Source organism: uncultured Campylobacter sp., from assembly GCF_938045345.1.
Taxonomy (GTDB): Bacteria; Campylobacterota; Campylobacteria; order Campylobacterales; family Campylobacteraceae; genus Campylobacter_B.
On record NZ_CALIMS010000025.1, the window covers coordinates 1 to 25,402 of the forward strand.

The 25,402-nt window shown below is 49.2% G+C and carries 26 protein-coding genes; 4 read left to right on the forward strand and 22 right to left on the reverse strand.

What is annotated here, in order from left to right; translation table 11 throughout:
• From Q0144_RS05355 to Q0144_RS05375, 5 genes are all read right to left on the reverse strand, one after another.
• Positions 1-878, reverse strand: an 878-nt coding sequence (locus Q0144_RS05355; RefSeq protein WP_298062393.1) for a hypothetical protein, incomplete at its 3' end; no start/stop codon positions are given.
• Between the two features lie 33 nt (positions 879-911).
• A complete protein-coding gene (locus Q0144_RS05360; protein ID WP_298062394.1) occupies positions 912-1,346 on the reverse strand; it encodes a hypothetical protein in 435 nt (144 codons plus the stop codon).
• A gap of 3 nt (positions 1,347-1,349) precedes the next feature.
• Positions 1,350-1,493, reverse strand: a complete 144-nt coding sequence (locus Q0144_RS05365; protein WP_297897428.1) for a hypothetical protein — start codon at positions 1,491-1,493, stop codon at positions 1,350-1,352.
• A 340-nt stretch (positions 1,494-1,833) separates the two neighbouring features.
• Positions 1,834-2,208, reverse strand: a complete 375-nt coding sequence (locus tag Q0144_RS05370) for a RidA family protein (protein WP_298062397.1) — start codon at positions 2,206-2,208, stop codon at positions 1,834-1,836.
• A 1,145-nt stretch (positions 2,209-3,353) separates the two neighbouring features.
• Entirely contained in the window at positions 3,354-4,115 is a 762-nt protein-coding gene (locus tag Q0144_RS05375) for a TSUP family transporter (RefSeq protein ID WP_298051810.1), read from the reverse strand.
• A 110-nt stretch (positions 4,116-4,225) separates the two neighbouring features.
• Here Q0144_RS05375 and Q0144_RS05380 point away from each other — a divergent pair, with 110 nt between their 5' ends.
• Positions 4,226-4,846, forward strand: a complete 621-nt coding sequence (locus Q0144_RS05380) for a hypothetical protein (RefSeq protein ID WP_297920886.1) — start codon at positions 4,226-4,228, stop codon at positions 4,844-4,846.
• 8 nt (positions 4,847-4,854) lie between these two features.
• Here Q0144_RS05380 and Q0144_RS05385 read toward each other — a convergent pair whose 3' ends face one another.
• The 10 genes from Q0144_RS05385 to Q0144_RS05430 all read right to left on the reverse strand — a co-directional run bounded on the left by Q0144_RS05385 (position 4,855) and on the right by Q0144_RS05430 (position 14,995).
• Positions 4,855-5,622 (reverse strand): TIGR02757 family protein, encoded by a 768-nt coding sequence (locus Q0144_RS05385; protein ID WP_298062400.1) that lies wholly within the window; start codon positions 5,620-5,622, stop codon positions 4,855-4,857.
• Positions 5,619-6,986, reverse strand: coding sequence for an RsmD family RNA methyltransferase (locus Q0144_RS05390; protein ID WP_298062402.1), 1,368 nt, complete (start codon positions 6,984-6,986; stop codon positions 5,619-5,621). Before Q0144_RS05390 ends, Q0144_RS05385 begins: the two co-directional genes overlap by 4 nt.
• Positions 6,979-7,305 carry a hypothetical protein gene (locus tag Q0144_RS05395; RefSeq protein WP_298062404.1) on the reverse strand — a complete coding sequence of 109 codons (327 nt, stop codon included), beginning with the start codon at positions 7,303-7,305 and terminating at the stop codon, positions 6,979-6,981. Before Q0144_RS05395 ends, Q0144_RS05390 begins: the two co-directional genes overlap by 8 nt.
• Positions 7,305-8,399, reverse strand: coding sequence for an SAM-dependent methyltransferase (locus Q0144_RS05400; RefSeq protein WP_298062406.1), 1,095 nt, complete (start codon positions 8,397-8,399; stop codon positions 7,305-7,307). The genes Q0144_RS05395 and Q0144_RS05400 overlap by 1 nt, the downstream gene beginning before the upstream one ends.
• Complete coding sequence (locus Q0144_RS05405) at positions 8,396-9,565, reverse strand: acetylornithine transaminase (RefSeq protein ID WP_298062408.1); 1,170 nt, start codon at positions 9,563-9,565, stop codon at positions 8,396-8,398. The genes Q0144_RS05400 and Q0144_RS05405 overlap by 4 nt, the downstream gene beginning before the upstream one ends.
• The gene (locus tag Q0144_RS05410) at positions 9,562-10,179 is read right to left on the reverse strand and encodes a TRIC cation channel family protein (protein ID WP_298062410.1); all 618 of its coding nucleotides are present in this window, start codon (positions 10,177-10,179) and stop codon (positions 9,562-9,564) included. The genes Q0144_RS05405 and Q0144_RS05410 overlap by 4 nt, the downstream gene beginning before the upstream one ends.
• Before the next feature lie 574 nt (positions 10,180-10,753).
• Positions 10,754-11,800, reverse strand: coding sequence for an alpha/beta fold hydrolase (locus tag Q0144_RS05415; protein ID WP_298062411.1), 1,047 nt, complete (start codon positions 11,798-11,800; stop codon positions 10,754-10,756).
• A gap of 65 nt (positions 11,801-11,865) precedes the next feature.
• Complete coding sequence (locus Q0144_RS05420) at positions 11,866-12,453, reverse strand: NUDIX hydrolase (RefSeq protein WP_298062413.1); 588 nt, start codon at positions 12,451-12,453, stop codon at positions 11,866-11,868.
• Entirely contained in the window at positions 12,438-13,817 is a 1,380-nt protein-coding gene (gene mgtE, locus Q0144_RS05425; protein ID WP_297881046.1) for a magnesium transporter, read from the reverse strand. Before mgtE ends, Q0144_RS05420 begins: the two co-directional genes overlap by 16 nt.
• Before the next feature lie 8 nt (positions 13,818-13,825).
• A complete protein-coding gene (locus Q0144_RS05430; RefSeq protein ID WP_298062415.1) occupies positions 13,826-14,995 on the reverse strand; it encodes a peptidoglycan DD-metalloendopeptidase family protein in 1,170 nt (389 codons plus the stop codon).
• A gap of 138 nt (positions 14,996-15,133) precedes the next feature.
• On the opposite strand from Q0144_RS05430, the gene Q0144_RS05435 reads away from it, so the two are divergent.
• Both Q0144_RS05435 and Q0144_RS05440 read left to right on the forward strand, forming a co-directional pair.
• Entirely contained in the window at positions 15,134-15,862 is a 729-nt protein-coding gene (locus Q0144_RS05435; protein WP_297989814.1) for a plasminogen-binding N-terminal domain-containing protein, read from the forward strand.
• Complete coding sequence (locus Q0144_RS05440; protein WP_297989816.1) at positions 15,849-17,237, forward strand: FAD-linked oxidase C-terminal domain-containing protein; 1,389 nt, start codon at positions 15,849-15,851, stop codon at positions 17,235-17,237. Before Q0144_RS05435 ends, Q0144_RS05440 begins: the two co-directional genes overlap by 14 nt.
• 641 nt (positions 17,238-17,878) lie before the next feature.
• Here the strand turns inward: Q0144_RS05440 and Q0144_RS05445 are convergent.
• The 6 genes from Q0144_RS05445 to ilvC form a co-directional block, all read right to left on the reverse strand.
• Positions 17,879-18,565 (reverse strand): tetratricopeptide repeat protein, encoded by a 687-nt coding sequence (locus Q0144_RS05445; RefSeq protein WP_298062417.1) that lies wholly within the window; start codon positions 18,563-18,565, stop codon positions 17,879-17,881.
• A 786-nt stretch (positions 18,566-19,351) separates the two neighbouring features.
• Positions 19,352-19,720 (reverse strand): EthD domain-containing protein, encoded by a 369-nt coding sequence (locus Q0144_RS05450; protein WP_298062419.1) that lies wholly within the window; start codon positions 19,718-19,720, stop codon positions 19,352-19,354.
• 442 nt (positions 19,721-20,162) lie between these two features.
• Positions 20,163-20,555, reverse strand: coding sequence for a Holliday junction resolvase RuvX (gene ruvX / locus Q0144_RS05455; protein ID WP_298062421.1), 393 nt, complete (start codon positions 20,553-20,555; stop codon positions 20,163-20,165).
• A 198-nt stretch (positions 20,556-20,753) separates the two neighbouring features.
• Entirely contained in the window at positions 20,754-21,542 is a 789-nt protein-coding gene (locus Q0144_RS05460) for a DNA-processing protein DprA (RefSeq protein ID WP_298062423.1), read from the reverse strand.
• Entirely contained in the window at positions 21,526-22,716 is a 1,191-nt protein-coding gene (locus Q0144_RS05465) for a divergent polysaccharide deacetylase family protein (RefSeq protein ID WP_298062425.1), read from the reverse strand. The genes Q0144_RS05460 and Q0144_RS05465 overlap by 17 nt, the downstream gene beginning before the upstream one ends.
• 13 nt (positions 22,717-22,729) lie before the next feature.
• Positions 22,730-23,752, reverse strand: a complete 1,023-nt coding sequence (ilvC, locus tag Q0144_RS05470) for a ketol-acid reductoisomerase (RefSeq protein WP_298062427.1) — start codon at positions 23,750-23,752, stop codon at positions 22,730-22,732.
• Between the two features lie 139 nt (positions 23,753-23,891).
• Here ilvC and proC point away from each other — a divergent pair, with 139 nt between their 5' ends.
• On the forward strand, positions 23,892-24,869 hold the full coding sequence (gene proC, locus Q0144_RS05475) for a pyrroline-5-carboxylate reductase (RefSeq protein WP_298062429.1): 978 nt from the start codon (positions 23,892-23,894) through the stop codon (positions 24,867-24,869).
• Here the strand turns inward: proC and Q0144_RS05480 are convergent.
• Positions 24,866-25,048 (reverse strand): hypothetical protein, encoded by a 183-nt coding sequence (locus Q0144_RS05480; protein ID WP_298062431.1) that lies wholly within the window; start codon positions 25,046-25,048, stop codon positions 24,866-24,868. The genes proC and Q0144_RS05480 overlap by 4 nt on opposite strands.
• Positions 25,049-25,402 lie beyond the last annotated feature (354 nt).

Here is a 25,402-nt window from a genome sequence, read left to right on the forward strand (position 1 = left end):
TCGTCCTCGCCGTCCCAATCAGGCGCGATTTGCAGGTAAATTTCGTTCCCGCCGTCAAGATAGAGCTCGCTCACCTGCTCCGCCAAATCCGCAGGAACCGGATAGTCCTTAAACCACTTTTTGGCTTGCGGCAGCGCGCCGAAGTCCGCATACGGATCGATGCCGCGCTCCTCGCAGTACTCAAACACGTCAAATTTAGGCTCCAGCAGGGCTTTTTCATACATCAGCTCGTTCATCACGGCGATTTTGAAATTGAAATTTTTAAACGCTAGCGTCTCGCCAGCCGCGCGCGGAAGCTTAAATTTATCACTCGGCTTGCGCTTTAGCTTTTTCTCTTTTTGATTTATGCAGACGCGTCCTATCGGCATTTTCGCAGCTCGCACGATCTCTGTGATCTCGTCGGTGTCGCGCTTAGCGAAGCGCTCAGCAAAATCCATCGCGCCTATGCGCTCCTGCACGGCCTCTGCGAGAGCTAGCGAGACTTCGAATTTGCCTAGGCTAAGCTCCAAAAATATATATGCGCCGCGCAGCTCCTGCTCTGGCACGGCCTCAAGCGGCGGTCTGCCCTCAAGCGTGAACTCGCCGCCGTAGAGCTTGCGCGGAACCTCGTGCTGCACGCCCTTTACGACCTCAAGCATCAAAATCATCTCGGTAAGCTTCGGCTCTGCGAACTCGCCTGCGCGCACGAAGGCGAAAATCCCCGCCTCATCCCAAAAATAGCGGCTTTTGCCCTCCCCGTCATCGATCACGCGCGGCCGCCCCAAGGCTTCGTTAAGCTTAGCCAGATCAAATTCGCAGTTTACGCCGCCGATGAAAACGCCGTCCGCACGCACGTCGACGTCAAATTTATCCTTTTTAAAAATGCCAAACAGTCCCATTTTATCGCTCCTGATTTTGCGTTAAATTTCGTTTTAAAATTTTTCCAAAAACCCGTAAAAATCATCTGCGAAAAGCCTATCTTCGCCCTGCACGTAGTCGCGTACATAGACCTTGTATTCGCACGGCGCATCGTCTGCCCGCTCGCTTGCTATCTCTTTCGTCGCTCCACTTGTTGCCTCGTCTGCCGCCTCGCTCATTGTGGCGCCCGCCGTTTTACACGTCGTTTCATCTGCCGCTTCGGCACTCATATCGCGCGCCGCATCCAGTGATCTCTCCACGCGTGCTTCGTCGTTCGATGCTCTATTTTCCGCACCGTCGACGACCGCATCGCGCACCGTCGCGCCCGCAGCTTCGCCGCTCGTGCTCTCCGCCGTCTTGCCGCACGCCGTATTCGGCGAGCCGTCCGCTATGTCGCTTGCGGGCGAAATTTTAAAATAATACTCTTCGTCCTCGAGCTGCAAAAACACAAGCTAATCCGCGGCGAATAGCCCATTTTTCAGATTTATCTCATACGTGTAGCAGATGTCGGCATCGGCACTATCCGCAAACTCTGGCGGCGCGATCGTTTTTAGTTCCGTCCCCGCCGCGCTCACGCTAGCGTATCTTAGTAGCATCTGCTTGTAGCTCACAGGCAGCGCGAAACCGAGCCGCCGCTGTGCCTACGCGATCCACGCGGGCTTTATGTCGCTGCGCCCCGAGACCGTGATATTTTTAGATTTTTGAATAAGTTTTTCTATCGTTTTGATCCCGTTTCGAGCGAGAAATTTTAACGCCCTAGCGCACCGGACGCGCTGTTTGCATAAAACCACGGGCGTTTGGCGCGGCTTTGAAAATCTAAATTTAAAAGCACGCGTAGCTTTAAAACCAAAGCGAGCCGTTTAAAATTTCAGCAGCCCGCGTCTAAATTTTAACCGCAAACACGAACGGTAGTATTCCTGCGATCTAAATTTAGCGCTACTTAGCCAGCGCTATTACTTCGATCTCCACAAGCGCGCCCTTGGGGAGTTTGGCGACCTGCACCGTGCTGCGAGCGGGCTTGTGCGCGCCGAACGCCGCCGCGTATATCTCGTTCACCGCGGCAAAATCGCCCATATCGGCTAGGAAAATCGTAGTTTTGACGGCATCTTGCAGCGTCGCGCCCGCTTCTTTCAGGATCGCGGCGAGGTTTTGCAAAACCTGCCTGCTCTGCGCCTCCACGCCGCCCGCGACGAACTCGCCGTCCGGCTTAAGCGCGATCTGCCCCGAGGTAAAGATGAGCCCGCCCGCCTTGATCGCCTGAGAGTACGGCCCGATGGCCTGTGCCGCATCGGGAGTCGAAATGATCTGCATACTAAATCCTTTGTGAAAAATTTCGTCCATTTTATCGCAAAATATTTTAGCATTGCTTTAGGCGGCGGAATTTTGCGGATGGGCGGCTAAGATTGCGGGCGCGGCGGGTACGATGAAATTTAATTGACGCGAGAGATTGGCTAAATTTCGACGGGCGAGGCGAAACAGATACGCAGCTATACGGCAAATTTAAATGGTATGGATAAGCAAAATTTCGCCTATGATAGCAGAATGAAGCGGCAGGCACAGCGGTGCGGCTAAATTTAATCGCTGCGAGTGGATTTGGTAGTACGTACGGGCGGCATGGCGAAATGATCTATGGAGGGTATTTTAAAATTTCGTGGGCATAAACATATAAAATTTCATAGCACGGGCACGATAACGCCGCGCGCTCGGCAATACAACGACTCTATCAGCGGCACCGAATGAATGCATGGCGATACGACGAAATAGATACGGGCAGTGTGGCTAAATTTGACTGATGCGAATGGACGAAACTTCATCGGCATCGTTGTGCAGTAAATCAAATCCTTGCACCATCAAGATCGCGATATCGCGACAGCAAAACCAAGCCCCCCACGGTAGTGATACGGGCGGCGGGGCGGTAAAAGCAGAGCCAAAATCGCTACCATCGCAGCAGAAAAAACAGCGCCGTCATAAAAAATCAGTGCGACACCGCGCAACGCAACTAAAATCCTCGCAGTAGCAAGCGCGGTAACGAAGTTGTCGATGTAGCAGAGTAAAATCAGCGCCACTAAAATAATAAAATCAAAGACCTCGCGATAAGCGAGGCCTCCGACGCAACGGCAACAGAATCAACATCGCAGCAGCGGGAAATTAGCGTAGTCGTGACAAGATCAGCGTAACACTACGATAAAATCGACACTACAATTAAAATTTGCAGTGTCGCAGTAAGTTTGGTGCGATACTGCGGCAAAATCGACGCCGCAGCAGCAAAATCAGCACTGCCGCGGCAGTAAGATCAGCGTCATCAAAACATATCGGCGAGGGTTCATAAAATTTTACGCGAAATTTTATACGAAATCCTGTATAAAATTCTATGATTTTGACTTTAGATTGGCCTATGATCGGCCCTCAACCAGTCTGTAATTAACTTGCGATCAGCCCGCCAATCAGTCCTGTATTCAGCTTGCGATCAGTCCGTAAAGTAGCTTTAAAATCGTCGCGGCAACGACGAACAGAAGCATCTTGCGCACGAATTTTACGTCGCATCGCATCACCAAGCTTGAGCCTGCGAAGCTGCCCGCGATCTGTCCGACCGCCATCACCGCTCCGACGAGCCATAAAATTTGCCCACCGATGATAAAAACGCCCAAAGAGACGATGTTTGAGGTGAAATTTAAAACCTTCGTGTGCGCGACCGCCTTTTTCATATAAAGCCCTAAAATTCCTACGAGCGCAAACGTCCAAAACGAGCCTGTACCGGGACCGAAAAACCCGTCGTAAAAGCCCAAAACAAGCCCAAAAATCGCGTAAAAGCTATTTTTTGACATCTTGGGTTTGGCGGGCGCTTCGCCTAGGTTTGGCGAAAAAATCATATAAAAGAAAAGCGCCAGCAGCAGGATCGGAATGAGGTAGTTTAGGAATTTCGCATCGATTAGAAGCAGGACATAAGCGCCGACGAGTCCGCCTATGAACGTAAAAATCACGCCGCGCAAGATCTCCGCAGCATCGACATAGCCCTTGCGGATGAAATTTAAAGCGGCGGTGAAGCTTCCGAAGCTGCCTTGAAATCTATTTGTAGCGATCGCTACATGCGGCGGGATGCCCACGGCAAGCAGCGCAGGCAGCGAAATCAACCCACCGCCGCCCGCGATCGAGTCGATAAATCCGCCGAAAAACGCCGCCGCAAAAAGCACCGCAAACTGCCAAAGCTCAAGCTCCATTTTTGTCCCTTTTTAATTTCCAATATTTTACAAAAGGTGAACTTAAATTTTAACCGCCGTACATCGCAATAGCAAATCGTATGCTATAATAGTAAAAAATAAGGATAAAAATGAATAGTTTCAAAAAAATCATAGATCTGATTTTAAAAATTTTCATCATAAGCGTATCTATTTTAGGGGCAATCATCATATTAATAATAGCATTTATTATTGCGTCAATTTATTTAAAACCATATAATGATTTTTGGAACGTAAAGAGCAATAATTTTGAAGAATTGAATATTTTAACAGACAATGCAGATATGGATGGATTACTTTTGTATCGTAGAAAAATTCAACCAAATGCCGCAGATAGTCTAGATGAAATCTGCTATGTTCATTACGTAAAGTTAAATTCTACTAACGGCATAGCAGAAAAAAAACTCATTGAAAACGGCTACAAACCCTCCAATAAATCCAATTGTGTCGCTCAAGATAGCAATCTAACGGAATTCAAAAAAATCACGTTTGCGGCGCCGTTTTTTCATTATCTAGGCTATAGTGATATATTTGATAAAATATATTTAGTCTATGGCTCAACAGCTCACTTAGATGTATCTACCATAAGCGCAAAAAATGGACAAATCTGGCAAAAGCAAGGACACGAAATTATTATCTATCCAGGAGAAAATATAATTCAAAAGAATAGATTATTCTCTGAGTGTTTTGGTCCATTCGGTATGTGCAATTAAAGCTAGAATTAATCAAGCAGTGAAGGTAAAATTTTATCTATCTCGCCGCTCTGTCCGAGGCGATACAGCGCGAAGTCGTATTTGATAGGGTCACTCGGATCGAAGCGTCCTAAGCTTTGCGTAAGCTGTAAAACCGCCTCAAAATCGTAACTCTTGCGATCGATCAGCCCAAGCTTAAGCGAAACTTTATGCGTATGGGTATCGAGCGGGATGAGGAGGCGCGATTTTTCGATCTTTTTGTACAGCCCCAGATCGATGTCGCTGTCGCGCACCGCCCAGCGCAGGAAAAGATTGTAGCGCTTATACGGCGACGTGGGCTTTTGCGCGAAGCCGCGCCCGAAAAAAAACTCATATCCTGGGCTGCGATAAGGATTTAATTTGTAAATCTCGCCGATTAAAAAATTTATCCCATCCTCGATCCGTCCGCTTTTTTGCATGCCGCAAAGCACGCTCTCCTCGATGCTAAGGCTATTTTTAAGCCGCTTTAAAGTTATAAAAATTTCAGCGACGTCGCGCGGGCTTTGAAATCTATATTTTTTGCCCGCAAGCTCCGCGCCAATGCGCTCATCGCTCCCGTCTAAAAGCGAAAAATCAAGCGAGTGGAGGAATTTTAAAATTTGAGCTGCGCTCCCGTAAGCAAACAGCGCGCAGATAAGCGCTACGACGTCGTTTCGATGTCCCTTTGCGACCTGCAGCGGATCGGGCGCGCCGAAAAGATCCGCGTCGCAATTTTTTAAATCAGCGTAATAATCTAAAATTTGCTTTAAGCTTTTCATTTTGCGTAGTAGCTCATCGTCGTAGCGCCGAATTTGCGCGATTTAAGCAGCGTGAAATCGCCGATTTTCGGCGGCAGCTCAAGCTCGCTCATATGCTCGATCGCGATTAGCAGCTCACACTGCGCGGAGCCTAGGCGCGCTATCAGCGCCAACACGCGCTCGTAAATCTCGCCAAAACCCTGCCTGATCGCAAACGGCGGGTCTAGATATACAAACACTCTGCGCGCGGGATCGGAGATGGAATTTTCTTTGGAATTTGCGGTATGGCTTTCGCTAGAATTTTCAGCAGGGCTTTCGCTTAAACCATTTGCGGCAGCACTTTCACCTAAACTGCAGACAAAATTTTCGTGGGAATTAGCGGCGAAATTTTTTCTTGAATCGTGGGTTAAATTTATGCTTGAATGTAAATTTTCTCCACAACCCGCGTCAAAATTTTCGCTCAAATTTAAGCTTTCTTTCTCTTCACAGCTCGCGCCTAAGCCCGTACCGCGATTTGCGTCAAAATTAGAGCTCTCGCCGCATTTTGAGCTTAAATTTACGTTGCAATTAACGGTCTCGGTGCCGCTCGCGTCGTATTGCGAAGCGCAGTTATCGTCAAACCTTTCGCTAAAGCTCACAGCGTCCGCAGCTAGCGAATTCACGCAGTATTTTATACTAGAAGCACCCGCATAATCGCCAATCTGGGCACAACCGCCAAAGCTCTCATCTCCCACATAATCGCCATTTACGCCGCTCTGCACGCCATTTTGCGCGCTGTCAGGCACACTGCTTCGCGTGCCGCATTTTGCCAAATCTTTCACGCCACTTTGCGTGCCACCTTCCGCTTCTACGCTTTGCGCGGCGCGGTATCCGTTCTCGCCCTGCTCTACGCCACTAAAGCTTTTGCGGCAGCCCTCTTTTTCGCCGTCTAAATTTTCGCAGTAGGCGGCGGCATAGTTTTTGAAATTTTTGCCGCTTAAATTTGGCGAATTCCCGCCCGAGCATCCGTTCGTGCCCACTTGCAGCTCGTGTAAAATTTCGGGCAGTCGTTCGAAACAATTGCCCAAAATCGCATTTGCGCCGAGCCCGAAAAGCTCGAAATTTTTCCGCATGATCTTATGCGCGGCGGCGTCCTTTTCGATCGCATAAACGTTTTTTGCGCCGTTACTTAGCGCTTCAAGCGCCATAGCGCCGCTACCGCCGAAGCACTCGATAAACGCCGCGCCGCGCAACTCCGCCCGCCAAGTATCGAAAAACGAGCCCTTTACGATGCTTTTCGTGCTGCGCGTACTCGAAAGCGCGGGCAGAGCGAGCTTTTTACCCCTATAAATACCGCTTGAAATTTGTGTAAAGAACGTGCCGTCGGGTTTAGAAAATTTAGCCATTTTGCCTTCTTAAAATTTCGATGATTCTTGCCTTAAACTCATCAAATAGAGCGCAAATTTCCTCTTCCGCCGCGTCGTATTCGCTAAGATCCCGCTTTAGCGAGCCTTGAAAATCCTCCAGCTTCGATAACAAGGTATTCTTTGAAAACGGCAGCGTCAAATCTCCGCCCTCGCCGATCAAAAATAGCGGTTTTGCCGAGCTTTGCGGCTCATCGCTTATCACAAAGTCGCAATCCTGCGCACTTGCAGCGCAGTCCTTCAAAAACAGCTCCAGCGTCTTTTGTAAAATTTCGCAGTCGCAATCGATAAAAGCTTTCATCAAAGCCCCTTTTTAAATTTTATCATCTTAAACTTCTCGCCAAACTCCGCGCGCAGGTGATTGAACTGCAAAAGCGCGTTTAGGTAGCCCTTCTCGCCACTTTTTTGCATAAAAAGCTCTAAAAGCTGGACCGCGCCGAAGTCCATCAAAGCTGCAATCTGTCTTTTAAAATCCGCCGTCATGGCGCCCACGTCCTCAAACGCCGCGCGTAAAATTTCAAAATTTACGTCGTAGGTAAGATCGCTTTTGCCGTAAAAATCGCTCAAGTTTTGCACCTCAAAGAAGCTAAAAACTTCATGATTTCGGTAAATCCGCAGGCTAAAATCGCCGCTAGCGCCCATCTGTCCGTAATCGAAGGCTATGAAATAAAACCGCTGCGCGCTGGCGCAAATTTCGCGCGCGAAGCGAAAGTATCCGACCGGGATTTCGCCGCGCGAGATGCCGAATCTGCGCGCGAGGGTTAAAATTTCACGTTCTTTTATGGGAGCAAATTTTGCCGCGCCGCTTTCGATAAAAAGCATATTTTCGCCGTCCACCGCCTCGCATTTAAAGGCGTCGAAAAGCTCATTTGCCACAAAGATCGCATCTTTAAATTTCGCCTCGCGCGCGCTTGTAAAGTGCTTTAGCGCGATTTCGCCGCCGAAGCTCTCCGCAAAGCTCGCTCGCTGTAGCTCGCGCAGGCGCTCGTGCGGCTCGATAATCACAAAGCTAAATCTATCAAGCGCCGCCGCACCGCCCAGCGTAAAGATAGCTTGCGCTATGTCGCAAAGCAACCGCCCGTCGTGCGAGCCGATCTCTACGATAGCGATTTTAGCGCTATTTTTCGATTTTTCTGTGAGCACAGCATCTGAATTTAGCTCGCATGCCGCCTCAAGGCCTTGCCGCGATGCGCCCGAGCTTGCCGCTGCATCTAAGCTTAACTCTTGCGTTGCGCAAAAATCCGCGCTTAGGCGTAAAATTTCGCGCGCGATGCAGATCCCAAAGAAGCTCCCTACGCTCACGGCAGTGTAAAAATCGCCGCTCTTGCCGATTTTAGCGGCATTTGCGTAGTATCTCTCGTTTAGCCAACTCTCAAAAAAATCGCTAAATTTCACGCCCGCACTATCTCATCCAAGCTCTTGCGTAGGCGCGCAAAGCCCTCTTTGATCTCCGGTTTTTTGATATTTAGCGCAGGCAAAAATCTAAGGGTGCGCTTGCCGGATTTTAGGATCAAAAGTCCGTTTTGCAGGGCTTTGTTAAAGATCTCGCCCAGATTTTTTTCATCGCGCAGCACGAGGCCTTGCATCAGACCGAGCCCCACGCGCTTTTCGATCAGGCTAGGATAGTCTGCGGCGAGCCCGTCCAGTTTTTTGATAAATCTTTTTATAGTCTTATCAAGCTTGCCGCTCGCTTTTAAAAACTGAAGTTGCGAAAGCACCGCAAGCGCCGTAGAGGTCGCCAAAAAGTTACCGCCGAAGGTGCTGCCGTGCTCGCCCGGAGCAAAAATATTTTGCTGCGCCACGCACGCGCCGATCGGCACGCCGCCCGCAAGACCTTTGGCAAAGGTGATGATGTCGGGGCGGATGCCGTAAATTTGCGACGTCGCGAACTCGCCCGTGCGATATACGCCGCACTGCACCTCGTCGGTGATCAAAAGCAACTTTCTCTCTTTTAAAACAGCCGCCAGCTTTTGCACGCTAGCCTTATCCAGAGGCTTAATGCCGCCCTCGCCCTGAACGAGCTCAATCATCACGGCGACGCTGTTTTCATCGATATGCGCGATGATCTCTTCGATATCGTCGAAAAATTTAAACCCGGGCATATAGGGCGCGAAAATTTCCGGATGAAATTTCTCCTGCCCCGTAGCTTGTAGCGTCGCTAGCGTGCGACCGTGAAAGGAATTTCGCAGAGTTAGAATTTCAAATTTTTTATTAGGGAAATTTACGGTGCCGTACTTGCGCGCCATTTTGATCGCCGCCTCGTTCGCCTCCGCGCCGGAGTTAGAAAACACCGCGTAGCTGCGATACCCCAAAAGCTCGCTAATCTTTTGAGCCAGGGCTTCTTGAGGCAGAATTCTATAGATATTCGAGCCGTGGATGATCTGCGCGGCTTGCGTGCCGATCGCTTCCAGCACGATTTCATTTGCGTGCCCCAGGCAGTTTACGCCGATGCCTGCGCCGAAATCCACGTAGTCCTTGCCCGCTTCATCATAGACTATTGAGCCCTCGCCTCTTACCAGCGCCACGTTTACGCGCGCGAAATTATCCATCAAATAGTTCATTTTTTATACTCCACTTTAGGCAGATGCCAAGATTTGTAATAAGCCACCATGCGAAACGCAACCCCCAAAACCAGCAAAATAATCACCGAAAAGGCGCCGCTAAGCCCCAACCCATCAAGCACGAAATATATCAAACCTACGCCCATACTTATCGTACCGTAAAGCCCGGTGCGCAAAAACCACGGCACTTCGTTCAGCAGCACGTCGCGCAAGATGCCGCCGCCCACGCCGTTGCAAAACGCGATCAGCACCACACCAAAAACGTTATGATTGTAGCTTAGCGCAACTATCGCCCCTACGATCGAAAAGCTTACGACGTCGATCGCATCGGTTAGAATAAATAAAAATTTACCCTCCAAATCGCGATTCTCGTAAAGTTTGGCAAAAATAGCTACGGCGCTTACCGCAAGCACGATGGTTACGGGCGCGTAGTGCGTGAATGAGTAGATCTCGCGGCTTACTAAGGTATCGCGCATGATCCCGCCGCCAAGCGCCGTCAAAAACGCCGCGATAAAGATCCCAAGCCAATCGCAGCCCTTCTTTACGCCGAATAAAAACCCGCTAAGCGCCGCCGAAGCGATGCCTACGCACTCCGTAAACTCTAAAATACTCATATCACAAACCGCTAAAATCCTTTTAAAAACGCATTTTACAACAACTAAATATAAATTTGGGTAAAGCGCGACGGGCTGGAGAAATTTAGACGCGGCGATATAAATTTCAGAGCGGCGGATAAAATTTGAGCGCGGTGAATTAAAATTCTACGAGATAGAATTTCATATGGCAGAATTTTAAGCGGCTAAAATACGGCGCCGCTTTGGCATAAATATAAAATTTGGACTTGAAATTTCTTGAAATTTATAAATGCCCGCGGGATAAAATTTCATAAAATTTCATAAAATTTTATCGCAGCTAAAGCATACGGCGTTGCGGCCTAGCGCAAATTTTAGCTTTAAATTTATGGCACCTGTGCGCTAGAAAGAATTTAACGTTACAAAATCGGCTCTATGCTTACGCTAACGGTGCGCAAATTTTGATTTGAAATTGCGCCCTATTTTTGGCGCCGTGTTTTGCCGCTATAAAATTTCATCTTATTTTACGATGACCTAATCCGCGCGGAATTCTACGTAAAATTTTAAAATTTAGCGGTCGAATTTTGCGTGAAATTTTACGCCGAGCTCCGCTAGATTAGCGCAGCCTCTCTTTTAAAATTTTCCAAATGCCGGGCATTGCCAGCAGTCCATTATGTGGCGCGGCGGCTATTTCATAAAATAGATCGCCCGCCTTAAGAGATCCCGCAAGATCATACGAGTGATGCACCGGTATCAGCTCGTCGGCGGCGCCGTGGATGAGCGTGATCTGCGTGCCGCGCGCCGCTTGCAAAAATTTCGCGGTCGGAATCTTGTATCGGATCAAAAATTTCGGCACGAAGGGGATTTTTTCGTGCGCAAGCCGCTCGAAGCTAAAATATGGCGCGAGCAAAATCAGCCGCGCCGCATCCCACTTCGCAGCCTGCTGCGCGGCAATGCCGCTTCCGATCGAGTAGCCGATCATCGCGAGCTTTCTTGGCGAATGCTGCGTTAAAACGTAGCAGCTCATCGTATCGGCGCTCGCAAAAAGCTGCTGCTGCGATGAAATTTTACCGTCCGATTTGCCGTAACCCGGGTAATCGAAAATATAAAAATCGTATCCCAAAGCCGCAAAATCCGCGCCGTATGCGCCCCAGCCGCTCACGTCGCCGAAGTTGCCGTGAAAGAACAAAATCGCGCCTTTAGGCTCTGCCGCGCTAAATTTCAGCCCGTTTATAAACCCGCCCCCAAACGGGATATTGATCTCTTGAAATTTTATCGCAGCGGCGTTTGTCTTATTGCCCGCTGCGATGTCCTGAGAAGTATTTTCGCCAATATGCTCGCCGCTAGTTTGAGCGCTTTCGTTTTTGATCTCGCCCGCTGCGGCGCCGCTTTCTTTTGTGTCGCTTGCTGCGGAAGCGCTTTCGTCCGCAGCGCCGTTTGTCGCCGCACCATTTTGCGTAGCGGACGACGGCGTATCTAAATGTGCGCCGCTCTCGGGCGCGTTCACAAGTCCAGTAAATTCGGAATTTTCAAAGCTAAATTTGAAGTTTTTATCCAGCGGCTCGCCCAAAAATATCAGCCGTTCTTGAAAGATATAAAGTCCCGCTAGCACGCAGACATAAACACACGCCGCGATGACGCACAGCCTAAGTAAAACCCTCATCGCCGTCCTTTAAATTTAAAGCCGAGACGCAAAAACGCGCGATGGCACACGAATCCGTCTCACAGCTAAGCTTTAAACTCGCTCAAAAACCACTGAAACGCTAAGATCAGCCCCGGCGCGCGCACGATCTTTTCGTCAAACATAAACTCCCGCGCCTTGGCCGCAGGCAGGTAGAAAAGCTCGATCTTCTCGCCGTCCACGCCGCCGCCGCTACCGATCTTCATCGATTCGTCGATGCACGCGAAGTATAAAATTTGACGGTTCGCCGCAAAGCCCAGGGCGCTGTAGTAGCTCGTGATAAATTTCAGATCCTTCACGGCATAACCCGTCTCCTCAAGCACCTCTTCGATCGCCGTTTGCTCCTCGCTGATGCCCTTGTCTAAAATGCCAGCGCAAAGCTCATAGGTGTAGCCTTTTTCGGGCGAATTTATCAAATTTTCCTCTTGATAAAACCACACGCTGGGGCGAAATTGCTTGACTAGCAAAAGCGCGTCGTGCTGCGTATGGTAGAGCAAAATCGAGACGCTATCGTGCACCTTTACGCAGTCCCACGCGCGCGCTACGCCATCCATTTCGAAATTTAAGCGAAAGGGTTTAACAAAATTTGAGCTTTTAAGCTCGGAAATTTTAAAATTTTTTATAGTAGTATCCATGTCGCAAGTCCTAAAAAGCTAAAAAATCCAACGATATCCGTTACCGTGGTAAGCAGCACGGAGCTGCCGACGGCGGGATCGATATTTAATTTTTTAAGCGTGATTGGAATGACGGCGCCAAAAAGCCCTGCGAGCGTTAAATTTAGCACCATCGACATCGCAATCACCAGCCCCAAAAGCTTAATGCCGAACCAAAAATACGCCACAAACCCCATCAGCGTGGCAAAAATGAGGCCGTTTATGAAAGCGATCGTGATCTCGCGAAAGAGAACCTGCTTTTTGTCTTTAAACGCTATCTCGCCCAGGGCTAGGCGGCGCACGGTTACCGTAAGCGCCTGCGTGCCGGTGTTGCCGCCCATGGAGGCGACTATCGGCATAAGCACGGCAAGTGCTACCAGCTTTTCGATAGTGGCGTCAAAAAGTCCGATGATCGTGGAGCTTACGATCGCCGTGCATAAATTTACCGCTAGCCACACAGCGCGCGCGCGTCCCGCCTTAAAGATCGTAGTCTCATCGTCTTCGGCTTCGTCATCGACGCCCGCGAGGTTGTAAATTTGCTCGGTGGCGCGCTCTTGGATGAGATCGTGGATATCGTCGGCGGTGATACGCCCGATGAGCACGCCGTTAGCATCGACTACGGGGATGACGTTAAGGTCGAACTCCTCAAAATCCTTGATCACATCGTCGATCTTATCGGTATCGGTGGCGAAGTGGATTTTGTTTTCGGCGCCGAATTTTTGTGAAATTTGCTCCAGCGTGAGCGAGAAATCATATAAAATCAGATCGGACGTCGAAAAGGTAGTAAGCAGATGCCCCTTTTTATCGAGCACGAAGAGCTGAAAGACATTCTCGATCTCGTCCTTTTCGCGCATAACGCGCAGCATCTCAACCGCCTGCCCCAGGGTCTGATCCTGCCTCGCGCTAAAGACCTCAGTCTGCATATACGCGCCCGCCTCATCTTCGCTATATTTGGAGATAGTAAGAATGTCGTGGCGATCGTCCTCGTCAAGCCCATAGAAAATCTGCTCGGCCTTGTCCTCGTCAATCTCGCCGATGTTTTGCAAAAGCTCCGCTTGATCGTCGCTTTCGAGCTCCTCGATCGCTTTTACGATCTTTTCGTGAGGCAGAGTTTCGATGACATCTTCGAGCATATGCTCGGGCATCTCAAGCGCAGCATCGGCAAGATCCTCAGGATCTAGCTTTTTTAAGAATTCTACGTATTTTTCTTCGTCGTGCTTTTTTAGAGTTTTTAAATGCTCCGTAAGATCGGCGGCACTCAGCTCATGCTCAAGCGTATCGCCTAGATGCGCATCAAGAAGCGCCTTAGCTTCCTCGACGTCGTCCAGCTGCTCTTTATTTTCCATTTTCAGCCTTAATTTATCGTGATAAGCGACTCGTAGTTTTCAAATTTAATAGGGTTTTTCGAGCCGTCTTTAGCCGCAGCCATTCTAGCGTCCATATCTTTGACGAGAGCTTTAAATTTAAGCTCTTCGGCACTTATGACGTTAGTTTTTTCAATCTTGACTACCTTAAGCGGATCTATAGCCTGCTTATTTTTATAAAGTCCGAAGTGCAGATGCGGTCCCGAACTAAGCCCGGTCGAGCCCACATAAGCGATTAATTGACCTTGCTTGACGCTAACGCCTGCTTTTGTGCCGCTAGCAAAGCCGCTAAGATGTGCATAAAGCGTACTGATACCGCCGCCATGGTTGATCTCTACGGTGTTGCCGTAGCCGTTTTTACGCCCTACAAAGCTAATCTTGCCCGCCCCTGCGGCATTTACTCTAGTGCCTTTGGGGGCTGCATAATCTACGCCTAAGTGCGCGCGATATCGCTTTAAAATCGGATGAAATCTTTTAGGGGTAAAATACGATGAAATTCTAGTATAAACAAGCGGTGTAATTAGCAGAAAAGATTCGACCTTTTTGCCGCTTCGGTCGTAGTATTTATCATCGAAAAAATATAGCGATTTGGGCTTTTTATTTTCCTCGATCATTCCTGCGGTGATATTTACTCCGCCAAAAGGCTTGCCAAGGCGCGTTTTTTGCTCGTATAGGATCACGAGCCGATCGCCCTTTTGCAGCTTTTTAAAATTTACCTCGTTTTTAAAAACAAGCATAAACTCATTCGCTAAAGCCGCATTGCCCGTAGCTTTGATGATGTCTTGATAGGGCGAGCTTTCGATCTGAATTCCTAAAGAGTAGCTGTTTTCCTCATAAACTATCGGAGTATAAACGAATCTAAAAGTGCCGAATTTATCGCGGTATATGTGGATCTGAAGCTCCTCACTGACGGGAATTAGCAGCTGGGAGACGCGACCTGCTGGATCACGCAAAATTTGACACTCCACGCCCGCTCGCACCTCAGCGGCAAGCTCCTGATCCTCTTTATCTAGGTCGTAATATACAGATGCGGGGATGCCCGCGGTTTCCATAAATTGCAGCAGACTCACGCCATCGGGCCAGGCAAACTTCTCTACGCTGGGGTTGTTCGCAAAAACTACGCCTATCCACAGAAAAAGCAATATAAAAATTCTAGTCATATAAAACCGCTTTGAAATATTATTTTAAGGCGGGATTGTAACGAAAAAACGCTTATATTTCGTAAATACCGCGGAATTTTATCGCTAATTTCAAAGTTTTATGTATAATTAGCCGAAATTTTATTCAGGAGCAGAATTTTGAAAAAAGCTTTACTTATTTTAGGTCTATTTTTAAGTGCGGCGATAGGGGCGGAATTTAACATGCCGCGATACGAAACCGCCCTACTTAGCGTAAAGGATGGTTCGGGCGAGATCACAGATAGCCCTACGATTGCCGTAGGCAGCAGTGGAGTGGTGATGCATAATTTCGGTAGCGGCGCGAGCTCCATCATCGCGCGCGCAGTCGTGACGCAAAAAAGCGCAGGCAAGGCAAAGGTGCGATTTGAGGTCTTTGATATGTTAGCTCAAGAGGCACTGCCACTGCCTAAAATTTTACCCTCAAGCGGCGATAAAGTGATCTTAAATTTCCTCTATGACCGCGCCATAATCGTCGCGCCTAACGCTGAAATTTACGAGCAGGTTATCAAGGCTTTTCCAAATATAAATTTTATCCACCCAGATCTTGGCGGCGCCTATCTTAGCTACAACCACAAGCCAAATCCCAGCCGTGACGATTTTCGTAAAATTTGCGCGCAAAACAGCGCCGGACTGATTTTTATCGCGATGGATAAACAGGGCGTATTTGCCGACTGCGGCAGCTTCAAGCCTTTGCGCACGTTCGCTAGCGGCAGCGTGGCTTATTATCAGCTGCCATTTTACTCACGCGTGGGCGAGATAAAGACCGTCATTTGGGACTTTACTAACGGCCCAATCAGCGATTACGACAAACACTACCGCTATTTGCTGGGCTTAGATGGCGACAAATAGCGCTGCGCAAGCGTTTTTTATAAATCTATTAGGCGCGGATAATGCCTATTTTGACGAGGCTCATCGCACGGCATACTGCTACGACGCGACGAAAAGACGCTGCCTGCCGGACGGCGTACTTTTCCCGCGAAGCGAGGACGATGTCAGTCAAATTTTAAAATTCTGCAACGAAAATTTAATCCCCATAGTTCCAAGAGGCGCAGGTAGCGGTTTTACTGGTGGATCTTTAGCCGCAAACGGCGGAGTGATTTTGGCATTTGAAAAACATATGAATAAAATTCTAGAAATCGACATGCAAAATCTACTCGCCGTAGTCCAACCCGGCTGCATAAATATCGATCTGCAAAAAGCAGCCGCAGCGCGCGGGCTTTTTTATCCGCCCGATCCCGCAAGCCAGGATTATTCCACGCTAGGAGGCAATGTCGCCGAAAACTCCGGCGGTATGCGCGCCGCAAAATACGGCATCACCAAAGACTATGTAATGGCACTGCGTGCGGTACTGCCTAATGGAGAGGTGATCCGAGCAGGCAAACGCACTATCAAAGACGTCGCAGGCTTCAACGTGGCAGGAATTTTAATCGCAAGCGAAGGCGCGCTTGCCGTCATCACCGAAATCACGCTCAAACTAATCCCGATGCCAAAGCTTAAAAAGACCGCGATGGGCGTCTTTCCTAGCGTAGATGCAGCAATGAATGCCGTGTATAAAACAATGGCAGCCGGTATCACGCCCGTGGCGATGGAATTTTTAGACGCACTGTGCATAGCCGCGGTCGAGGAGAAATTTCATAAAGGCTTGCCAAGGGATGCGGGCGCGATTTTGATCTGCGAAACCGACGGCAATTTAGAAGCAATGCTTTTGGAGGAGCTAGCGCTCATAAAAGAAATTTTCGTTCAAAACGGCGCGAGCGACTTTCGCATCGCAGAAAGCGAAGAGGAGCGTGCGGGCATTTGGTTTGCGAGACGCAACTGCTCGCAGGCGATCAATATCTACGGCACGCTTAAGCTAAATGAGGACATCACCGTCCCGCGCTCGCAGCTGCCCGAGCTACTGCGCCATATCGCGCGCATCGGCGATAAATACGGCGTGCGCGTGCCCTGCTTCGGGCACACGGGCGATGGCAATGTCCACACCAACGTCATGGTCGCCGACAAAAAAGATGAAGCTCAGGTGCGACGCGGACATGACGCAATCACCGAAATTTTCAAAGCTGCAGTTGATCTTGGCGGTACGCTCAGCGGCGAGCACGGCATCGGACTAAGTAAGGCGGAATTTATGCCACTAGCTTTTAGCGCGGCAGAGATGGAGCTATTTCGCGCAATCAAAAGGGCTTTCGATCCAAAAGGCATCTTAAATCCCGGAAAAATGGGGCTTTAAATTAGGATCGTCATCCAACTTCTACGGTGATTTGAAATCGATTTATCCCACTTATCTCATCTAAAATTTTACTTTCTTACAATATGCCTACTTAAAATTTATCTTGCTTGCAATTTAGCTTATTTACAGGCTACTTCGAGTTAGTTTTAAGCTTGATCTACCCATTTACAGATCGATTTTGCTTGCTTTGCGATGAATAATTTTACTTGTTTATTGATAGATTCTATACAATTGTGAATTGATTTTATTTACTTCGCAGATTGATTACTTCATGCGATCTTCTTCGGATATTTTTGCCATATCAGCTGTGATTGCATAGCTACTCGCTAGTTTGCGCAATTTTTTCTCTTTCAACGATATATAATTTAGCACTATTATTATGATGAAATCCCTATATCGCGATGGATAAGTCTATGATAAGTTAAAATTCTGTCAATAAAATCCACAGCATAGATTAAATTCTAAACTTCTAAGATACTGAAATTTTAAAATCACTATCCATCGCCATTATCGCAATATGTGGAATTTCAGCAATAAAATTTAAAGACGAAATTCCGCGAAATTTCATAAAATCCCATAAAGCTCCGCAAAATTTCTATACTAATTTCGATCTCGCCGTATTATCTAGCTAGCCCTGCCATCTATTTGGTCGCATTAGCCTCGCTTGCATTTATTTTATTCATCGCGGCTACTACGTTGCAGCTAAACTCCGCTCCCAGTTTGCAAGCCTTGTCGTAGTAGATCATCGCCTTATCCAGATCCGGCTCGCCAAATTCCTTCTTTGAATACGCTAGTCCAACCCTTTGGCATCCCTCCGCCAAAGCAGCATCGCAAGATTTTAGGAAAAACTTAAGAGCGCCCTGATAGTCTTTTTCTTCATAGCTAGCGACCGCAGCGTTTAAGCAGCCCTCGCCTAATCCCAAATCGCATGATTTGGCAAAAAACGCGAACGTATTTTTCTTATCGGCATTTTTATAAGAGATTATCGCGGCATTGTAGCAAGCTTTGGCAGCTCCCAGCTCGCACGCTTTGGAATAAAACCGCGCGGACTTGTCCTTATCCTTCGTAGTTTTATATAAATTTTGCTCGTCGTAATATAAATCTCCCGCGATAGCACAGCTATTTTCCAGCCCCGCTTCACAAGCTTTTTCAAACGGCTTTTTTGCTTCCTCATAATCGCGCTCCTCAAGCAAATACGCTCCATAGTCTTCGCACGAATTAGCCCTACCGACGCCGCATCCGACAAACGAGACCCCTTGCGGGAAAAATATCTGCGCGAGCAAGTAGGCTGCTACGATTAGTGCGGCAATCGACGCTAAAATTTTCATTTTTGCTCCTTTTAAATTTTAAAAATAATTATAGCAAAAAGCGAGGGATAAAATTTTAATTTTTGATAATAGCTGTGAAATTTACGGCGAATTCTTGCAAAATTCCTATCAAAATCCCAAGCAAAATTTTAAATAAAATTTTAAACGGAGCTTTGAGCTGAATTTCAAAAAGACAAATTAAAATTTTACTTGCAAGATTATTTTTATGGCTGGCTTGCCTCAATTTTTACTCGCACGTCTATGCGGCATCCACGGCGCCTGCAGTATTTATAATAAAGCATTTAATCCTGAGGTCTGAAACACCTACAGCCTCTGCAATGGTGATTTATCAGAGCGATAATCTAGTGTGTAAAATATTTTGCCATATACCAAGCCCGTGGTAAGCATCTTGCCGTGCCATAGAAAACTTTTGAAAATTTCGCATTGCTGCTTAAAAATTTTAAAAAATTTTATGCCACTAGCCTTTAAATTTATCTTAGAAATTGGCTTGCCTATGCCAAAACTGCAGGCGTAATGCACCTTTAGGCATTTTTTGCTCCGATACCCAGGCTTATTAGATTATATCGCACCGCTTATATATGTTGAGCCTGAAAATAATCAAGGTCGCGCAGTATCTGTATCACGCATGTAAATTTCATCTATGTAGACTGCGATTACGATTTCAGCCGCGCAAGCCCAGCTCGTAAAATTCTGATAGTTTTAAAACCCAAATGCCACGTAGAATTCTATCTATTTAAAGAGCTTTACTTCAAAATTTTATTCGCTGCAAAGCGCAAGCCGCTCTCCCTAGCGCTCAAACTCTATCACAGCCTCCTCCTCGCCGAACCACATCACGGAATTTTTGATATCGCAAAACCTCGCCTCATCTGCCATCAGCTCCGCTAGCACCGCTCGCGCCGCCTCACTGTTTCGCGCATCCGCAAACGCCTGCACGCTCTCATACCACAGCTCGCCCATCGCGTCGTAGCCAAACGTCGCCGTCTCGCGCTCGGTGCTCTGCCCCTCGGGGAAAACGGGCATGGTTTTTGCATAGCGGACGATATTTAGTGCCTTTTGATTAGCTAAAACCTTTTGTGAATGCGCCGCCCAGTGCGCCACAAACTCTTGCTGCGTGATACCCGGTGCCCTTTTTACTAACATCGTGATCTTAAACATAACCGCTCCCTAAATGAAATTTATCACAAAATTTGCGCCCTATTCTATGATGCATCCACGTTTTTGCAATTTTGCTTAGCATTCTTTGCGTCTAAATAGACCTTGAAAAAACTTAAATAGCAGCCGTGCGCGCGAGCACAAATCGCCAAAATGCATAAGCCTCACTACTAAAGCTCAAACCGCCGTCAATCTCACTCGGTTTAACCACCTAAAGCGTCATTTACGGATGCTCCGAAATAAATTCTAGAGACTCTTTTTAGGCAAAGCAAAATTTCGCCAGGCTTTAGCGGGCGATGAAATTTTACCGACTTTCGGCGCGCATAAGTTCTATCCGTTTTACTAGGCAAGATAGAATTTTGCAAGCATTAAGTGGTCGGCAAAACAGACGAGCGGCGATTTCCTCTTGCGCAGCCGAGCGCAAATTACGTTGCTGCGCACGCGCCTAGCCCCTGCTCGCCAAAAACCTCTGCAAAATTATCGTCGCGGCGATGCTATCAAAGCGCGCGTCCTTGCCGCCCCCCTTAGCGCCTTTGCTCGCAAGCTCCGCCGCTTCGGCGCTCGAAAAGCTCTCGTCTTGAAATTTTATCTCGCCGTCAAAATCCAGCAGAGAAGCGAAGTGCCGTATGCGCCTGCTCATCTCATCCTCGCTCGCCCCGCCGCGCGGCACGCCCAGCACTAGCACGCTGGCGCCCTTTTCGCGCAGCAGCTCGCTTAGCTCTCGCGCAGCTTGGGTGCGGTTTTTGCGCAGGATCGGCTCGCACGGAAGCGGCGTCTTATCATCCGGTGCCGCCGCCACGCCGATACGTTTAAGCCCAATATCGATCGCAACTATCAAATTTCATCCTTTTTAGTTCGGCTTCGGCAAGCCGCGCGGGTTTGTTTTAAGCTCAAGTGCTACTTGCGGAAAGTAAAATTTTACCGAGCCGCCTTTTTCTAAATTTAAACACCGACCGCGCAGACTACGCGCCGTGCAAACAAGCCGTGCGGGCGGACGGCGCCGATCAAACTACGGTGAGCAAACGCCTGCCGCCGGCTACTTTGCCACGATCTTTGCGCCTAAAATTTCGATCCTACCTTCTAGCTCATATTCGTAAATTTTATCGCCGAAGCGCTCGATCGCCGCTTGCAAATCGGAATTTAGCGCTAAAAATTCCATCACCTCATCCCGTGCGTGCTCAGTGTTTTGCGGCGTCTGCGGAGCCAAAGAGGCGACGAATTCGCCAAAATCCGCGATCAGCCGCGCCTGAGATTTTGCGAGCAGATCATTCGTGCCCGCGCTCTCGTCCATTCGGTGCGGCAGCACGTACACGGGCACGCCCATCTCACGAGCCAGGCGCGCGCTTTGCAGCGAGCCGCTGCGAGGCTCGGCTTGAGCGATAATCAGAGCTTCGGACAGCGCCACGACGATGCGGTTGCGCTGCAAAAACTGAAATCCGCGCGCGCTCACGCCGTCCTCATACTCGCTAAGCGCGAGGCTACGCTCATAAATTTTGCCGATCATGGTGGCGTTTTGCGCGGGATAAATTTGATCAAGACCGTTTCCAAAAACCGCAATCGTGTTTGGAAACGCCCCTTCGTGCGCGGCTATGTCGCAGCCGATCGCCGCGCCGCTTACGACGCAAAAGTCCGCATCGCTCAAAGCGCGCGCAAGGCGCAGGATCAAATTTTTACTATAAACGCTCATCTTGCGCGAGCCCACGATCGAGATGCGGCGCTTTTGCAGTAGCGCCGGCTCGCCCCTAAAATACAGCTGCGCGGGCTCGCTCGCACCGAGCCTTGCTAGGCTTTGAATTTTAAAACCGAGCTCACTCGTAGTACTCATAAATTTCGTCCAAATACACTAAATCGACCTCGCCTAGGATGTCGGCGCTGTTTGCAAGCGCGCGCAGAGTAGAGCTTTTGGGATGGCCGATAGCGATGGCGTAACCCTGCTTTTTAGCAAGCGCGACGGCTTCGCGCAGCTTTTTGCGCACCGCGGCGACGCTGTTTTGATTATCCAAAAATACATCGCGATGCACGTATCGCATGCCAAGCTCATTCATCGCCGCCTTAGCCTTGGTAGCGGGGCTCGTGCGCGAGTCGATAAATAAAAATCCATGCTCGTTCATCGCGCGCAGTAGGTTTTGCATCGCGCGCTCGTCGGCGGTAAATTTAGAACCTGTGTGGTTATTTATAAATTTAGCGTTCGGAAAGTCCGCGCGCAGCTTGGCTATGACGCCGCGCAGCTTCTCGTAATTATCCGAAGCTCGCAGCGTCGCGGAATTATTTTTAGCAGAGCTTGCCTCCATCGGCAGGTGGATCGCATAATGCTCAAAGCCGCGAGCGAGCGAGCTCGTGTCCTTGCGCTGATATTCGGGTGGAAAGATGGACGGCGTCACGCGCACGGGCAGAGCGGCGATCTTTTGCGCCTGCTCGCCGGTGCCTACGTCGTCGATAATGATCGCTAGCTTTGCGCGAGAGCCTGCCGGCAAAGCCTTGCGCGGCGATTTAGAAAGATCGTCTGCGCTGCCGGAAGCGTGGCTTTGCGCGGTAGAATTTATGGAATTTTTTGAAGCGGAATTTGCCGCGGTAAAATTTACGTCCGATCCGCCGCTCGCTGAATTTGCAGCGGCGGAATTTGCGGAAGCCATAGAATTTACGGAATTTTGCGAATCGCCGCTTGCAGAATTTTGTCTTGCGGAATTTTGCGAGGCAGGCTCTACGGGAAGCTTCGGTGCGGTTATGTTTTGCTCGGCGATCTTATCGAGCTCCTTTTGAATCAGCGCTTCCTTCTGTGCAGCGCTTAAACGAGGCTTTTTACCGCGAGGATCGGAAGGGCTTTCGGGAGCTTGTTTGCGCGAGCTTTGCTGCAACGCGGCTTTATTACCCGAAAATACGAGATCCAAAACCGCGTAGGTAACCGCACCGCTTAAAAAGCATAAGATTACGACAAAGGCGATCGCTATGTAATTGATCGGGCGCTTTTTGCGGCGCCCACGTGGATTTGTATTAGCCAAAGCTCAGCCGAAATCAGTTTTTATCTTTGTTTATGAGCTTACCCTTGGCGATCCACGGCATCATCGCGCGAAGCTTCTCGCCGGTTTTGCTAAGCAAGCTATTTGCCGTGATGTTGCGCTCGGCATTCATTCGCACGTAGCCAGCTTTGCGCTCGAGGATGAAGTCTTTTGCAAATTTGCCGTTTTGGATCTCCTTTAGCACCTCTTTCATCGCCGCTTTGCTGCTTTCGTTTACGACGCGGTTGCCGCTTACGTAATCGCCGTATTCTGCGGTGTTTGAGATCGAGTAGCGCATATCGGCCATGCCGCCTTGATAGATGAGATCCACGATCAGCTTCATCTCGTGCTGGCACTCAAAATACGCCATCTCAGGCTCATATCCAGCCTCTACAAGGGTCTCAAAGCCTGCGTTGATGAGCGCGCAAAGTCCGCCGCAAAGTACAGCCTGTTCGCCGAAAAGATCGGTCTCAGTCTCTGCTTTGAAGGTCGTTTCGATGATGCCGGTGCGACCGCCGCCGATCGCGCTTGCATAGCTTAGAGCAAGCTCTTTGGCTCTGCCGCTTTCGTTTTGCGAAACGGCGATCAGCATCGGCACTCCGCCGCCGCTTACAAACTCATTGCGGACGGTGTGGCCCGGGGCTTTCGGAGCGATCATAATGCAATCGATGCCCTTTGGAGGGACGATCTGTCCGAAGTGGATATTAAAGCCGTGCGCGAACGCGATCGCGTCGCCCTCGCTTAAGCTCGGCTCGATCTCCGCTTTGAAAATGTCGCTTTGAAACTCATCAGGCGTTAGGATCATTACGACGTCTGCGGCCTTCGTAGCTTCGCCGACGCTCATTACTTTAAAGCCCTTCGCCTCGGCCTTGCTCCAGCTCGCGCCGCCCTTTTTTAGACCCACAATGACCTCTACGCCGCTATCGCGCAAATTTTCGGCGTGAGCGTGCCCCTGCGAGCCGAAGCCGATCATAGCGACCTTTTTAGCCTTAATCAAGCCCAAATCGCAATCTTTGTCGTAAAAAACGTTTATTGCCATAACGCATCCTTTTTTTTAAAAATTTAGGCGAGATTGTAGCTAAAATTTGCTTTTACGTAGATAAACCGCGCGCCGCAAGGGCGGATAAAGAAATTTTGAGCTATCATTGAGGCATAATTTAGCTTTAAAAGGAGCGAAAATGAAAGTGGGATTTATCGGCGGCGGAAATATGGGCGAGGCGATGATTGCCGCACTTTGCAGAGCCGGCGGGCGAGATTGCGCAGCGGGTGGAGAAAATTTTACAGAGAATAAAGAAAATTGCACGGCGAGCAGAGAAAATTCCGCGCACGACGGGCAAAATTTTATGCCAGATACTCAAAGCTTTGCGGCTTGCGGGCAGAATTCCGCAAATTTAGAGCAGAATTTTGCGAGCCGCGAATGTGATTCCGCCTGCGCGCAGCCCGCCTCCGATACGAAGCTTCAAGTCCTAGCTTATGCTAGAAGCAAAAACGAAACCTTGCGTAAGCGCTACGGCGTGCAGATTTTGCAAGGCGAGACGCAGCTGGCGCACGCGGCGGATATTATCGTGCTTGCGACCAAGCCCGCCAGCTACGAGGGGATTTTGCACCTGATCGCGCCCGAGCTCGCGGGCAAAATCCTGCTTCTTTTGGCGCCGAATTTCAAGCTGGAGTGCGCCCAAAATATCGTAGGTGCGGACGTTTTCGTGGCCCGCGCGATGCCAAACGTCGCTGCGGGCATCGGCGCGTCGGCTACGGCGCTGTGCTACGGCGAGTATTTTGATGAGGCCAGTCGGGAGATCGTGCGAGCGCTAGCCGCAAAAATCGGTAAATTCTACGAGATAGACGAGGCTAGCTTTGCCGCATTTACTGGAATCGCAGGGAGTCTGCCTGCGTATGTGTGCGCCTTTATCGAGGCTGCGGCGGATGCGGGCGTGCGGGGCGGACTGCCGCGGGCGCTGTGCTACGACGCGGTGGCGGCGGCGGTAGAGGGCACGGCGCGCCTGCTGCAAAGCGGCAGGCGCCCATCGGAGCTCAAAGACGCCGTCTGCTCGCCCGCGGGCACGACGATAGAGGGGCTCGCGGCACTGGAGGCGGCTGGGTTTCGCGCAGCGGTGATGGCGGCGATCGAGGCGTGCATCGCCAAAGCTCGCAGTTAGCCTCGCCGCACCTCGTCGGTTTCGGATTTCAAACATAGCGCGTTTGCGTTCGCGCTAATATCGGAATTCTGTGCGGGCACGCTAGCTAAATTTTGTCTTATCTTTAAATCAAACGAGCTTGCGGCTGCGGCGAAATTTACGAACCTTATGGTAAACGAGCCGGCAAGCTCGTATTGCATTTAAAATTTTAAAATTTAGAGATTTTGGGAAATTTTAATTCAAAATTTCGCTCTTAAAATTCTAAATTTGCAGGATTATAAATTTAGCGCTCGCAGCAGGGCGAAATTTTGATTTTAACTAAATAGGCTTGATGTCTGTGACCATTAAAATCAAAATTTAGCGCAGCATAGGTAGATGCACTCACGACTGCGAACTTGAGAAGCAAGAACGTAAAAGCTAAAATAGTGCGTCTTGCGCCGCAGTCTTATTAAGACACAAACGCAAACTGCAAAATTTCGCCGCTCATGTGAGCAGCAAATCAAGCCGCACCGAAGCGTATTTTACTACCAGAGCAAGCTGCAAATCAAAACACA

Coding starts and splice junctions, on each gene's coding strand:
- Q0144_RS05365 (WP_297897428.1), bottom strand. CDS start 1,493: ATGCTACTAAGATACGCTAGCGTGAGCGCGGCGGGGACGGAACTAAAA.
- Q0144_RS05370 (WP_298062397.1), bottom strand. CDS start 2,208: ATGCAGATCATTTCGACTCCCGATGCGGCACAGGCCATCGGGCCGTAC.
- Q0144_RS05375 (WP_298051810.1), bottom strand. CDS start 4,115: ATGGAGCTTGAGCTTTGGCAGTTTGCGGTGCTTTTTGCGGCGGCGTTT.
- Q0144_RS05380 (WP_297920886.1), top strand. CDS start 4,226: ATGAATAGTTTCAAAAAAATCATAGATCTGATTTTAAAAATTTTCATC.
- Q0144_RS05385 (WP_298062400.1), bottom strand. CDS start 5,622: ATGAAAAGCTTAAAGCAAATTTTAGATTATTACGCTGATTTAAAAAAT.
- Q0144_RS05390 (WP_298062402.1), bottom strand. CDS start 6,986: ATGGCTAAATTTTCTAAACCCGACGGCACGTTCTTTACACAAATTTCA.
- Q0144_RS05395 (WP_298062404.1), bottom strand. CDS start 7,305: ATGAAAGCTTTTATCGATTGCGACTGCGAAATTTTACAAAAGACGCTG.
- Q0144_RS05405 (WP_298062408.1), bottom strand. CDS start 9,565: ATGAACTATTTGATGGATAATTTCGCGCGCGTAAACGTGGCGCTGGTA.
- Q0144_RS05410 (WP_298062410.1), bottom strand. CDS start 10,179: ATGAGTATTTTAGAGTTTACGGAGTGCGTAGGCATCGCTTCGGCGGCG.
- Q0144_RS05415 (WP_298062411.1), bottom strand. CDS start 11,800: ATGAGGGTTTTACTTAGGCTGTGCGTCATCGCGGCGTGTGTTTATGTC.
- Q0144_RS05420 (WP_298062413.1), bottom strand. CDS start 12,453: ATGGATACTACTATAAAAAATTTTAAAATTTCCGAGCTTAAAAGCTCA.
- mgtE (WP_297881046.1), bottom strand. CDS start 13,817: ATGGAAAATAAAGAGCAGCTGGACGACGTCGAGGAAGCTAAGGCGCTT.
- Q0144_RS05430 (WP_298062415.1), bottom strand. CDS start 14,995: ATGACTAGAATTTTTATATTGCTTTTTCTGTGGATAGGCGTAGTTTTT.
- Q0144_RS05440 (WP_297989816.1), top strand. CDS start 15,849: ATGGCGACAAATAGCGCTGCGCAAGCGTTTTTTATAAATCTATTAGGC.
- Q0144_RS05445 (WP_298062417.1), bottom strand. CDS start 18,565: ATGAAAATTTTAGCGTCGATTGCCGCACTAATCGTAGCAGCCTACTTG.
- Q0144_RS05450 (WP_298062419.1), bottom strand. CDS start 19,720: ATGTTTAAGATCACGATGTTAGTAAAAAGGGCACCGGGTATCACGCAG.
- Q0144_RS05460 (WP_298062423.1), bottom strand. CDS start 21,542: ATGAGTACTACGAGTGAGCTCGGTTTTAAAATTCAAAGCCTAGCAAGG.
- ilvC (WP_298062427.1), bottom strand. CDS start 23,752: ATGGCAATAAACGTTTTTTACGACAAAGATTGCGATTTGGGCTTGATT.
- proC (WP_298062429.1), top strand. CDS start 23,892: ATGAAAGTGGGATTTATCGGCGGCGGAAATATGGGCGAGGCGATGATT.
- Q0144_RS05480 (WP_298062431.1), bottom strand. CDS start 25,048: ATGCAATACGAGCTTGCCGGCTCGTTTACCATAAGGTTCGTAAATTTC.